Annotated in this window: 12 protein-coding genes; 3 read left to right on the top strand and 9 right to left on the bottom strand. The window is 42.7% G+C overall.

Annotated elements, in window-relative coordinates; all coding sequences use genetic code 11:
• Positions 1-188 precede the first annotated feature (188 nt).
• The 7 genes from M3636_RS05240 to M3636_RS05210 all read right to left on the bottom strand — a co-directional run bounded on the left by M3636_RS05240 (position 189) and on the right by M3636_RS05210 (position 8269).
• Positions 189-890 (bottom strand): hypothetical protein, encoded by a 702-nt coding sequence (locus tag M3636_RS05240; protein WP_251381466.1) that lies wholly within the window; start codon positions 888-890, stop codon positions 189-191.
• A 222-nt stretch (positions 891-1112) separates the two neighbouring features.
• Positions 1113-1706, bottom strand: coding sequence for a cupin domain-containing protein (locus M3636_RS05235; protein ID WP_251381465.1), 594 nt, complete (start codon positions 1704-1706; stop codon positions 1113-1115).
• 196 nt (positions 1707-1902) lie between these two features.
• Complete coding sequence (locus tag M3636_RS05230; protein WP_251381464.1) at positions 1903-2976, bottom strand: ankyrin repeat domain-containing protein; 1074 nt, start codon at positions 2974-2976, stop codon at positions 1903-1905.
• 138 nt (positions 2977-3114) lie between these two features.
• The gene (locus M3636_RS05225) at positions 3115-4440 is read right to left on the bottom strand and encodes an MFS transporter (RefSeq protein ID WP_251381463.1); all 1326 of its coding nucleotides are present in this window, start codon (positions 4438-4440) and stop codon (positions 3115-3117) included.
• Positions 4441-4455: 15 nt separating this feature from the next.
• A complete protein-coding gene (locus M3636_RS05220) occupies positions 4456-5094 on the bottom strand; it encodes a TetR/AcrR family transcriptional regulator (protein ID WP_145408938.1) in 639 nt (212 codons plus the stop codon).
• 62 nt (positions 5095-5156) lie between these two features.
• Positions 5157-5921, bottom strand: coding sequence for an ABC transporter ATP-binding protein (locus M3636_RS05215; RefSeq protein WP_251381462.1), 765 nt, complete (start codon positions 5919-5921; stop codon positions 5157-5159).
• Between the two features lie 11 nt (positions 5922-5932).
• Entirely contained in the window at positions 5933-8269 is a 2337-nt protein-coding gene (locus tag M3636_RS05210) for an ABC transporter permease (RefSeq protein WP_251381461.1), read from the bottom strand.
• 340 nt (positions 8270-8609) lie between these two features.
• On the opposite strand from M3636_RS05210, the gene M3636_RS05205 reads away from it, so the two are divergent.
• Positions 8610-9629, top strand: a complete 1020-nt coding sequence (locus tag M3636_RS05205) for a serine hydrolase domain-containing protein (RefSeq protein WP_251381460.1) — start codon at positions 8610-8612, stop codon at positions 9627-9629.
• Between the two features lie 80 nt (positions 9630-9709).
• Here M3636_RS05205 and M3636_RS05200 read toward each other — a convergent pair whose 3' ends face one another.
• Entirely contained in the window at positions 9710-10735 is a 1026-nt protein-coding gene (locus M3636_RS05200; protein ID WP_353056267.1) for a serine hydrolase domain-containing protein, read from the bottom strand.
• Positions 10736-10785: 50 nt separating this feature from the next.
• Positions 10786-11472: a DUF1361 domain-containing protein gene (locus M3636_RS05195; protein WP_128101672.1), complete on the bottom strand. Its 687-nt coding sequence runs from the start codon at positions 11470-11472 to the stop codon at positions 10786-10788.
• 137 nt (positions 11473-11609) lie between these two features.
• Between M3636_RS05195 and M3636_RS05190 the strand changes: the two genes are divergently transcribed.
• The gene (locus M3636_RS05190; RefSeq protein WP_251381459.1) at positions 11610-12251 is read left to right on the top strand and encodes a spore coat protein; all 642 of its coding nucleotides are present in this window, start codon (positions 11610-11612) and stop codon (positions 12249-12251) included.
• A 251-nt stretch (positions 12252-12502) separates the two neighbouring features.
• Positions 12503-13465 carry a hypothetical protein gene (locus M3636_RS05185; protein ID WP_251381458.1) on the top strand — a complete coding sequence of 321 codons (963 nt, stop codon included), beginning with the start codon at positions 12503-12505 and terminating at the stop codon, positions 13463-13465.
• The last annotated feature ends 46 nt before the right edge of the window (positions 13466-13511 follow it).

Raw genomic sequence — 13511 nt, 5'->3', positions numbered from 1 at the left:
ATACACTCAAAAGCAAACCCCATGTGCAAATTAGCGGTTGTGCATTTCTGTGACTTTGGATTCAGGTTAGAATTTCAAATTCCATCCAATTGAGATGATATCTTCATAGATGACAAAAAAATCAAACTCTTCTAAAGAGTTTGATTCTCTGTTCTTATAAGTTATAGAATTGAGTCTTAGCTACTAAACTAAGATGAAGATGAAGACGAAGATTGCTCAAACCAATGTTCCAGTTCTTTCAATCGACTTTTGATTCGCTGTGGAATGAGTGTAAACAACTGATCCCATGGCATAAAGGTTTCCAGCTTTAAGTGGTATTCTTCAAACACCATTGCAGGGATAAACGATTTACTTAATAGATATTTCTGCACACGGGCATCAATCTCAGCATTTGTTTCAAAATAGTCCTGGAATAACTCATTGACTAACAAACCATCACACCCAGCCTTCGCTCCTGCTGCACTATATAAGTCTGGCAACAGTTCAAATACGACAGGTAAAGGTGAAAAAGCATGCTTGCCCGGTTGTGAGTACAGAAACACCTGATTGTCGACAACATTCATTCGATCCTTCAACATGCCACGGAGTACTTTACCATGAAAACTGGCTTCACAATCCACGACTTCGCCGTCGTGACCAACATAGATCCATACATGTTCCATTTCGTACAAATGTCCAATCTCATAATCCCACCAGATGGCGTATTCAATAACATATTGCACTGCCTCCATCGGAAAATCGATCTCTCTTTTGAATGATGGAGATGCTCCGGGACGCTCCAAAACTGAAATCCCTACAAAGTCTGGATAAAAGGGTTCATTCAGATCAAACATTAGAACTGGTGCATATTTTGCAGCGATTTCCAGTATATCTGCCTCTGCCATTGCCATAATCTAGCCCTCCACTTTCTAAGTTGATTGAGTAACTTGATGACCGAAAAAAAATGATATATGCCAACTATTCTAACAGAGAAATATGTACTTTTAAATTAATTTACACGCCTTCTATTCCATTTCTTATGTAACCCCACACGATTCAAAATCAAGAAAAGACCCGTATCTGGATGCTATCCCAGTTGACGAGTCTATGTATTACTATCATATAAGTGAGATTTAAGTTTTTGATGATTTATCTGATTTGGATGCTTTGGATGGTTGACTGGACTGGCCTAATACTGAGTCTCCACAACCAATCGGTGGACCAAGAATTGCATCATTTTGAATGGAGGCAACCGCCTTGGCATAGGCTTCCTCGTCGATACAATACGCGCGATGCGCCACCTCAGGCGGCGTTGCTGCAAGGAAGTCCGCACCGAGCACAATGTCAGGTGTTGGCACATCAAAAATAGTGAGCAAATGCACATCATCTGTATCTGCCACAAACCAGTGAAACCACCCTTTAGGAAAGATTGCCACTTGCCCGGGTGTTAGATGGTAACTGATTCGTTTACGGGTAAATGGGTCAAATACAGAGGTTGTTATCTCTCCGCTAATTAGCACAATCATCTCTGTAGTATTCGTGTGCCAGTGGGGCTGCACAATTATACCCTTGCTCATGTGAACGTTGAAGAAACCATTTTTGATGGTAGGTAGCTGTTCTCCAAACAACTGAGTTACAAAATTCCGTGGATCCCGCTTGTAGTTCAACACGGCTGTTGAATCCCCTGCTAACTGTACGTTCGGAGCCTGTAATATAGGATCGATCATGCCGTTTCCTCCTTCTACAGATTCATCTCATTGTGTACTTTATGTTGCATATAGCGATTTTAAAACTAGAAAAATGGAACTCCATTCGTCGCCATGCCAAAAAAATGTTGAAATTCAAAAAAGTCTGGTTCATGGAACCAGACTTTTATTAATATGTTCGTCAGCATGGTTGAAGTTTGAAACATATCAGAATCAATCAGAGCTGATTCATGTAGTTCGCGATTGAAGTTCCGGGATCAGCTAAAAATGCTTCAAGCGCAGCAACATTCTCGTACTCTTGGTGCTCAATATCATAGAATCCAATACACTTCTGACTAGGATGCCATACCATAATTAAGTGCGAGTATTGATCCAATTCCGAGGAGATGCGAAGCAGCTTCTGTCTACCCATTTTCATCTCAACGGTATCTACAAGATTAAATATGTCAACATATTGAACGTTGGACTCGTTCTCAGCAATTTCAATCCGCCGTGGTGCTTCGGATAGAAACGTAATTAACTCTTTCGGCAACTTGTATGGCTTCAACGCCAGCAACCTATTGCTGAGGTCATGGAATTCCTTCGGTTCGAGAGATTTCAGATACTCGGCCATTTCTTCATTTTTTTGACTAAGCGCAATAGTGTATGCCCGTTCTCCATCCTTCTCCTGAATCGTTACATCGGCACCATGCTCCACCAAATATCGCACCATCTTCATGTTATTCGATCTTGCCGCTACCGTGAGCGGTGTCGCTTTGAACGGATAGACCATATCTGGCTCATTATAGTTAATATCTACCCCTTCATCCAGCAAATACTGGAGGGTCTTCATATCGTGATCAGCTACCGCTTTGCGTAAGGTTTTCCCACCATATTTACGAATATCGAGTCCAAGCTCATTCAGGAGAGGGATGTTCTTTTTGTTACCATAATAGGCTTCATCATAAGCGCTTGATTTCACACGGTTAAGTCCGTTTAATTTCGCACCATTCTCGTACAAATACCGCACCATCTCTTCTCCACAACTTCTAACGGCCTTCAGAATCGCTGGATTATTTTTGGCATTCAGGTTAACACCGTGCGAGACTAACAACCTGACTACTGCCGGCTGATTGCTGATTATAGCAAGATCAATAGGTGTCATAGCGGTGTATTGACTGAGTACAATCTCAGCCTCCAAATCCATGCCCTGTTCAATGAACTCTTCTACCGCAGCGGTATCTCCTTGGTAAATGGCCTGAGCTTGATCTGGCAATGTTTTGAACGTTCCTTGGTTTCCGATTTTGAACACAGATGTAACCTCCTATGAGAAAAGTAAAAATTTCCATAATCACTCTCATAAGTTTATCACGTTACTCCTGACGAATGAATACTTACACCTTATCCAGTAGCCTGCCTTTGAGCATAGCGATAGTCATTGACTATGTCTTCAATCCTGTATTAGACCTACAGGCTCCGCGGGCAACATTTCCATACCATGCTCCAGAAGCTTAATCGGCTTTAACCGAGAAGTGATGACAGCCATAATGACCACAAACACTCCCCCAATAATAAATAACAAAGCAATACCTCTGCCAGGACCAATGCCAATGACGGAACCTACGGTCGTAGAAAGAGCTCCCCCTTCAACTAGCAACGGATTAAACACACGATCTGCCAGAAAACCCGCCAGGCTATACGATACGATAAATCCTAATTGAGAGAGAATTCCGATAATGCCCCATACCCTGCCCTGCTTATCGTTAGCAATGTTGTTACGTACCAACACATCAGCACTCATATTCACAAAAGGAAGGGACGCCAGGAACAAGAATCCGGCAAAGATAATAAAGTAAAGATTCGTCGATACCCCTATAAGGGAAAATGAAATACCTGACATAACTAAACCAATCACTAATACACTGGCATATTTCTTGGTCATTGTAAAAATACCAATGCACAGGCTGCTAATCAACATACCGATTGCACTAATGGATTGAAACATTCCCAATGTCTTGACGTCTGAGAACGATAGGATCATTGGGCCAATGAGTGTTTCTAAGAATCCAAGATAGAACGTAACCATTGAAATAATAATGACGAGCAGCAGCACACCCTTATTCGTGGTCACTTCGAGCCAGCCTTCGATAAGATCTGTGAACCAAGGTTTCTCCTCCCTAACATCTCGATCCACTTTGGTGCTTCTCCGAATGACAAGTACAGCCAGAATAGCGATAAGGAAGGTAAACATATTAATGATTAAAATAACTTCAATTGAAGTGATCGTAAGTAGAATGCCTGCAATAATGGGTGATAATAGAAATTTGGAGGATTCAGCGAGCTGTAACAAGCCACTGCCCTTGGAAAATTGCTCTTTTGCCAACAGATCGGTAGCCGATGCTTTATAGGCAGGACTTTGAATAGCGGAAAATACAGAGCTGAATGCAACACCAACATAAATGTGCCACACCTCGATATTTCCTGTCATGATCATGGCTAAAATAAAGAGTAACCCTGTCGCAGACCCTAAATCTCCAATGACCATCATCGTTCGACGATCATATCGATCCGCGAGCACACCTCCAATTGGACGCAATAAGATATTTGGTAAAAAGGTGAACAAAGTAATCAGGGCTACTGCAGTCGCTGTACTCGTTTGTTCAAAAGCATAAACACCTAGTGAAAATGCCGTTAGTCCAATGCCGATTGTCGAGATCAGCTGCCCAAACCATACGATTAGAAATTTACCAAATGATTGCTGGCCGGTGAATTCCATAGGATTACCCCTCCGCTAATTTAATTCATTCGGGCGATATCTCTCAATGATGTACGAGAAGCTCCCTTTTTCCGCACCAAGTGTGCATTCCAGAATATACATAAACGCTTCGACTTTGCGTTGCAGTTCCTCCTCTGTCCACTGGAATATGCCCTGATCCAATAAAAACTGTGACGAGACTAGCAAAAACTCAACCACTTCTCTTGGCGCCGGAGTATGAAACACCCCTTCCCGAATGCCTTGTTCAATCACTTCTGTCAAGATCGGACTGAGCTGCAGAATCGTTTCCACCAGACTTTTCTGATGCATCTCTACGTTGTGGACTTGGTGTAATTCTTCGATGAATTGTTCCTTGTTGCCCACATCCTGTCCTTGAGCTGTAATAATGTTAAAAATCTTGGTATGTGCATCTAAAGAATCATCCTCCGCAATGCGCTTCGCTGCATTTACACCAACGGCGATAAAGCGCATCACGACTGCATTCATGACCTCTTCTTTGGATTGAAAATAATGATAAAACGTGCCTTTGGCGATATTCACCGCCTGTAAAATATCAATTATTGTCGTTTTGGTATACCCTTTCGCAATAAACAGTGTCTCGGCTGCATCCAATATTTCATTCCGACGTTCCTCTGGATTTTTGATGATCCTCATGTGTTCGACCTCCAATAGCATTAGACCGACTGTCGGTCTATTCTAGTCATAATTGTGCCAATTTAGAACCCTTGCTCGGTGAGCCAATCAGATAAAGCCGCTTCCCTTGCTCTGATGTTCTGCTGCTTGTTATATTTCCCCATGTTACGCTCGGCTACAAGCTTGCCATCCAGCATAAATAATACCCTCTGGGATCTGGCTGCCACCCTGACGTCGTGAGTCACAAGCAAAATCGTTGTACCCGCAGCATTAATATCGTGCAGTATATCCATAATCTCCGCAGTTGTGCTTGAATTCAGTGCTCCTGTTGGCTCGTCGCCAAACAAAATGTCTGGATTGTTAATTAACGCTCGGCAGATCGAAATGCGCTGCAATTGTCCTCCTGAAGCCTGTGTAATGTTGTGGCTGGCCAACCCATCCACACCCATTTGTTTCATTAATCTAAGCGCTCGTGCACGGATAACCTCTTTGCTGCTGTTCTTAGCCAAATACGCCGATAACACAACATTGTCGAGCAAGTTCAGATTTTTCAATAGATGACTATGCTGGAAAATGAAACCCATCTTGTTCAACCGCAGCTTCGCCATTTTTTTCTCAGACAACGCAGAGATCTTCTCCCCTGCAAAGTAAACACTTCCTTCACTGACCTGATCCATACCGCTAATATTGTACAATAGTGTAGATTTGCCTGAACCCGAAGGACCCATAATGGTGACAAACTCCCCTTGTTTTAATAGCAGATTAATATCTTTTAGAATCTGGTGTTCCTCATGCTGATGAACCGTATACGACTTATTCACGTGTTTGGCTTCTAATATCGTTGTCATGTTCATTCTCCTTATTCAACAATCATTTTGACAATGCTCGCTTCTCGGATAGACTGAATACTGAGCAGAGCAGCTATGGTGATAGCACTTGCCAGCAATAACGGACATAGAATGTACGCTTGCAACGGATTGATGACAAACTCCATATGGGATGCACCGAATGAGGACATAATCGCGCTGATGAGCAATGGTCCCGCGGTATTTGCTAGAATCGTCCCCGCAAGTACGCCGATACCTAATACGATGAGGGTGATCATGACATATTTTAACCTGATGTTAGAGAGAGCGAAGCCCAAGCTTCGTAAGATGGCAATATCTCCATGATCCTTAGCTACAAGCATTCGGAGAAATAACGACGTAATGAGAATGGAGACCAACACAGCCACAACAAGCACGGCTATCGTAACCCGTTTCAACTGATCAATGGTGCCGCCAAGTGTTTGATGTAAATATCCCTGTAAATCGGTGACCTTTGCCGGCGAAAATGCCTGCTCATACGCAGCAATTTTATCTGTAATCTGACTTGCATCCTTCAGATCCAAGCTAACCACATACCAGAGCACACGATTCTTGTCATACGGCAGTAGTGCTTTTGCGGTCTTTCCACCATTGGTGACGTCCTGGTATATTCCACTAACGACCATGGTTTTCTCCCGATCTTCTACCATAAGTACAATAGAATCTCCTACCTTTTTATCCAACTCACGACTATTGGCATCAGATAGCGCAATCTCATTATCGGTTTTGGGTGCTAAGCCACTCAGATAAGATAAAGGGAAGATACTAAAGTCCCCTGTCTCGACACTTATTTGGTCATACCCTCCTTCATTGTTGCGAACGTTGAATTGGGTAGTTACAAGTGGTGAATATCTCAGCACATCGCTGTCTGTCCGTACATGTTCGAGTAACTCGGCATATCTCTGCTCCACATCTTCGGAATAGCGCAGATCAATGCGAATATCACTCTGACCGACACCCATATATGAAATGAAGCTAGGTGACCGCAAGGTGTTCAGGAAATTAACAGGGACAATTATGATTAAGGAGCTAACTGTAAACACAAGCAATAACAGTCGGTACAACCTCTTACGTTGAATCACATCTTGTAAAGCCAAGAAAACGGGAACAGAACGTGACCACCTGCTGTTGGATAAACTTAACTTCCTTGTGGATACATCCGTATCACCAAGGCTCCCTGACCGCAGCCCCTCAATCGCAGAGATCTGATTGAAACGACGGAGCACTAAGATGCAACATCCAAGTACAATAGCAAAAATAGTAATAACGGCGAATAGGGACAATGCTTCATTCAGCCATGTTGCGGGAGCTGATCCCATATACAGCATAATGTTGGACGTGAACAATCTATTCACATATATAGAGGACAGGTAACCAACAATACATGCCAGACCCGCTATAACGACATATTTGCTTAAATACAACGTTCGAATATCACGTCCAGATACACCGATGGCTTTCATAACACTGATCTCACGATAATCTTCTTCAATCGTTGCCAGCATTGTAAACCGTATACAACAGACTGCGATCACAATTAAAATTAAACTGACCATAATAATTACTGCTGCAACAACCCCATCTGTCAGTGCATTCAGCAATTGAAACAAACTATAGGTGACGAGTGGCCCTGAATTGGGTAGATCTGCATTTTGATAGGTCTGAATGAATTCGTTCGTTTTATTCGGATCTACAAGTCTAAATTCAATGAGGTACTCCGTCTCTCCCGTTCTTTGCTTGAGCATTTGAAAGTCCTGAGGGCTAATCACAAACCGTTTGGAATGAATAATCGACGGATTCATCTGTGCATCTCGAACAAAATCTACGATGCGGTAGGATCGGTTGAACGAACCGTCTTGAATAACGACACTGTCCCCGAGTTGCAGTTGTTTCTCCTGGAGATAATAAACGGGAACAGCAATTTCTCCTTCATTCACCTGAATAATTTCATTGTTCATATTAAGCAAATAGTCAAAGTCCTTATTTTGAACAACAAAATCCATATCCATAATGCTGCCCTTCTCAGATTCCGCTCCAAAGTAAACATGGGAACCATCGACGTTAATCATGTCTACAATCTGGTGTTGAGCCACGAGGTCATTGGCCTGTGTCCATTGACTCACCTTGTTCCTGTCCAGTTCCCCAGAATGCATCTGCACCACATGCGGAGTCTTAGATTCTGTGAATAAATGTTGAATTGACGTGCTTAACTCCATAATCATTCGGGTGCCTGATGCGACTAATATGGCCGCCAATAGAACAAACATAAATAATGTGAGCGTGATTCCTTTTTTTCGCCTAAACTCATTTTGCAGCATCCGTGCTAGCATGATTGTTCATTTCTCCTTTGTCTGGTATCACGTAGATACGCGCGGGGACATGATATGTAACTTCAACGTTTGTGTGCTGAATCACCTCGATTCATTTGTAGTTATTTTCCAGTGTATCAATAAGAAGGAGAATTGAAATCAGTCTCCAGTCCAGGTTGACGATAATGCCTGAGGATGGCGGAGCATTGATTCGTAGAGGAAGAAATTAGGTTTATGTGGTGATTCATTGTCGTGAACATGCTGCCGTTATTGAGCTTCGCTCCGATCCTATGCTAAGATAATGGACACTCCTATTCGACTTAATGGTGTACGACAAAAACTGAGCGACAGAGAGGACACTATGAATCTTTCATCTATACATGACATGTTACATTCAATCATTCCCACATTAGACCTGAGAAGCTGTCTCGTCAGTGTAAAAGGAGAATTGATCTACCAGCATTACCGTAACGAAGAAGCGCAGACAAGTAAGGCAAAAGTTAATTCCTGTACGAAAAGCGTGCTCTCCGCACTGATCTGCATAGCGATGGATCAAGGCAAGATTCCAGACGCATCAACCCCGCTCTCGTTCTTCTTCCCAGAAGTTCAGACTGACGCAGATGCAAGAAAACCACAGATCACACTGGAGCAATTATTAACGATGACCGCTGGGTTCAACTGGGATGAGTTCGGGGGACAAAATTCGTTTCCACGTATGACACGCACGGATCATTGGGTTCATTTTGCATTGGAACAGACTTTAAGCGATTCACCAGGTACACACATGGAATATAATTCTGGCGTATCACAGATCTTATCAGCGATTCTGATGCAGCAAACCGGCATGAGCGTCAATACGTTTGCAGAACGCTATTTATTTGAACCACTGGGAATTACAGATTATGAATGGGAAAGTGACCCTCAAGGCGTGCACACTGGTGGTTTCGGTCTTAAAATGCTGCCCATGGATTTGCTTAAGTTCGGTATGCTGTTCCTGCAGAAAGGTCAGTGGAATGGCGCAGCTTTAATTACGCAAGATCTGGTGGAACGATCCACCACCCCTGCAATCGCGGTGTCCCCTCCTAATCACGGATATTATGCTTGGCATTGGTGGGTCGATACCTGTTCAGCAGAGTCTCCCCCATTCATAGAGGATGAGCATCCTACAAGCGTACAATCTACGACAACTATGGTTGCTTCAGACCTTGCCTTACCTTCGTTCAACTACTATTACGCTCGTGGATTTGGCGGTCAATTCGTATATATCGTGCCCGCGCTTGAACTGGTTGTGGTGCTGACCAATGATAAACGTAAAAAAGAGAAGCCTCCTTTGGATGTGTTTCCAAGGTTAATCGCTCCTCAATTATTGCGTTATCTATAACTGTCAAAGTGTTTCCTTGCCATAACAAAGAACCCTCGTCTCGTTAGGAATGACCTACCGGGTTGAGGGTTCTTCCTCCACTAAACCAAAAGTGATTCTTCAATAGCAACCGTGACTGGATACGGCCCCCACTCCTGATTTGATAATACAACGAGTTGAATGCCTTGTGCCGGATACACAGAGGACATAAATGACACCCCAGGATCAAATCCCATGACATGATACTTGAAGATCTCTTTCCCTTTTTGGTCAATCCAGATTCCTCGTCCGTAGTAATCATCATCCTCTTGATGCGAGTACGGGATAAGTAGTTTCCGAGTGCTCTCCTCCGTTAACAATGTATGTCCCAACAATGCATTCCAGAAATGAATCATATCCTGCGCGGTGACATAGGCTCCGCCGTCAGACCCGCCTTGGACCGGGATCGAGAAGATATTTGTGTTCCACGTACCGTCTTCCTGATCAACATAACCAATGGCCGTGTTAGAGGGTAACTGATCTGTTCGATAATAACCGGAATCCTTCATACCGCTTGGTTTGAAAATATGTGCTTCCACATATTCAGTGAAGGATTGGCCTGATTGTTGTTCAACAATAAGTCCCAGCACAATATAACCTGCGTTGTTATAGTGGAAGCGTTCGCCTGGCGCAGATTTCATTGCTAAGTTCTGAAACATTGGCAAAAAGTCATGTAATTGTTGCATCATATAGACTGGTCGCTCCTGCCATAGCTCCGCGAAATCCTCCATGACTTCTTCGTCAAAGTAATCAGGGATGCCCGCAGTATGTGTCAATAACTGATGTACCGTAATCTCTTTATCCCACAGAGGAAATTCAATGTTCAATATATCAACTAGACGACTCTCGTAAGAAAATTTCCCCTGCTCAATCAGCTGACCTATACTCACCGCGGTAAAAACTTTACAGCCTGAGGCAATGCCAAATCGCGTTCCACTAGTATTCGAGATCTGTTCACTACGATTGGCGTATCCGCGAGCCTTCGAGAAGAGAGTTTTTCCATTTTGCTGTAATAACACTACACCGGAAAAGTCCTTTTCCTCCATAACTTCCTCTACCTTACGTATTACATTCGTTATACTTGTCACTCCATCATCCTCCGTTCGTCATTTTGATTCTCCAACTTCACCTCATTCAATCAACTACTCATCCGTGTAGATCTTGTGTTGATCAGATAGTACAGTGTTGCATAGATAGTCAGAATAAACGTGCCAAAGAACATACAGAACGCCAGGGATGGACGACTTACACTTTCTTGCATCAATGCGATGAGTGAGGAGCGGTTCGTTAATGCATCCCAGCTGTTTAACCGGTAGACTCGTCCAAGGAGGACACCATAACTTCCTAGTGCACAACCCGCCAATACAAAAATCCAAGATGCCATCCGTCCAACTCTCCGATAGATTACTTCCTGAAGCTGATACATCGAGAGAAATCCAATCAATAATCCAACCCAGACAAACATGAGCACAACAATCAAGTCATACCAATACGTAAAGTTCAGACCATGACCACCATAATAACGCGAGCTTCGAGCCGTCAGATGAATGAGATCTGTTACGATATAGGATGAATTCGGGAAAAATAACAGCCATAATGCACCGCTTGCAATCGCAAGCCATGGGGCTCCTCTCCATTTGGCATGACTAAAGCCATAAGCTACATAGGAGAATATAAACGGAATCCATCCCAAAAACAGATTCCAGATCAAAAATCGAAAATATCTCTGATCTAGCCAAGCTGCAGTAACAAAATATAAACCTACCGTGACAACAGTAACTATACTTAGATAAATAAAAATTTTAACGTAGTTCAGCTCTCTCAATGATCTTCCTCCACTTAACATTAACTAAAATGATAGGACTCTTCTGAAAATGATTAAGTTTCCTCCTACAATACATAATTTTACTGGAAATAAACATAATAGAATCATACCATTTCCCAAAGGAGAATTAAATTCACATGAATCAAAATCAAATCAATCCAACAAATCATGTTAACCCAGGGTTTATCCCTCAATTGAACCACGGCGGACATGAGATGTTCGATATGCATGAAATATTAAGTTGTGCAATTAATGTATTGGATCAGTACATGATTTTTAGAACTTTTGTAGTGGATACAGCTTTGCTCGATATTTTGGATCGCCAATACAACTTTATGTTGTCACAGTACAACTTGACTGCAGAATGTTTTGCTACAGGACAGAAGCCATCCCAGGAGACTGCTACGTATATGATTCCGAATATGACTCCACCTGTGTATGGACTTAGGCCATCTGCACCGAAGAAGCCCAATCAGTCCCTTGCCGATGTGAAGGATGCTGGAATTAGCGGTCATATGTTAGGTCTAATTAAATCTCATGCATCATTACTGGCAATGTCTTCCCCTGAGATAACAAACCCAACTGTACGACGTGTAGTCACTTCACAGGTTCAGCATTTTGTTGAGATGGCTTACGAGATTTTTATGTATCAAAACCAACATGCTTACTATCAGGTGCCACAGCTTAATGCAAACGATACACAACAGATGCTTAAAGCTTATGTTCCCGCAACCGGGGCTCCACAGATGCCTCGAAGCAACAACGCACCACTCCAATAAATCACGTACAACTATTGAAAGAGCAGTCCACACAGCCACTGAGGTTGTCGGAGGACTGCTCTTTTGTCTGTTCTCCGTCTGTTCTCCGGTTGAAAATCATAAATGTAATGAATAGAACCTTGATTGATTTTCCACAAACTGGTTTAATCAAAGCAAACCCTATGTATAGCTTGAATTTTTGGTTCCACTCAAGGTTTACATCCGCAACGAACTCGGGAAACTACACTACATTTTTCATGGGAGGTACTGGAATGAGATTGAACTCTTCGATCAAACTAGGCATTCTTGCGCTAACATTAGGATGTACCACTGTGGGTGCAGCACTGTCTATACCACAAACCACATGGGCAGCACCTGTCCCAGAATCCAAAGCAGTATACCACCAGTTCCAGAAGTACCGAAATAATGCCGTAAAATCGACTGCTAGTTTAATTCAGGCACGTAAATATCTGCTGAATCATGTGCATAAGGTTAGTACAAGACAGGCTACCTTGATGACCATACAATTGGAAACGTTACAGAAGCTTAAATTAGCCGATATCGATGAAAAAATGTATACAGGAACTGTTCAAACAACGATCTCACAAGCTCATGACAATATAGGATACGATAAGAAGCTGACGTACAGCAGCTTGCTCAAAGAAATCAAAGATCCCGCCGTGCATAAGTTATTACAGGAGGCTTCCGATCTCGGATACAAACTGGAGACCAGTGAAGGCTTATATTATCCGATTATCAATTATGAAGCTTACAAAAGACTTCAACCATACGTAGCCCCCGACATCGCTGCGTATATTGATATCATGGCTGCTGAATCAAATCAGGCTTCGACCTCAGATGCTGCCCTTATCATTCCTTGGGGCGAAATGATCCAGCGCACGTTAGCAATGGAGGCCTTTTTGAATTCATACCCACAATCCAGCCGCAGTACAGCGGTAGAGTATTCATTATCTTTGTATGTACATTTTTTATTTTATGGAAGTGATAATACACCCGCATACGATTGGTTCACCGAAGATGAGATCCGCACATTGATTCCTGAAGTGAAACAGGCATATGAGAAAGCATTAGCGAAAAGGGAACCTGACACAAAAAGCGCAATACTTGAAAGTTTAGAGCAGGTGTTGATTCTTCTGGAACAAACTAATGATAGACTTACACCTGACATCCAAGCCAAGATAGAATCTATTCTGGATCAATATTCTCCTGAGTAACCAGACATGGTTAGAATCACAAAAAAGCGGCATAAACTCTACTCCA

It is taken from the genome of Paenibacillus sp. MER 99-2 (assembly GCF_023714095.1).
Lineage (GTDB): Bacteria > Bacillota > Bacilli > Paenibacillales > Paenibacillaceae > Paenibacillus.
This window is presented reverse-complemented; position numbering and strand designations above follow the sequence as displayed.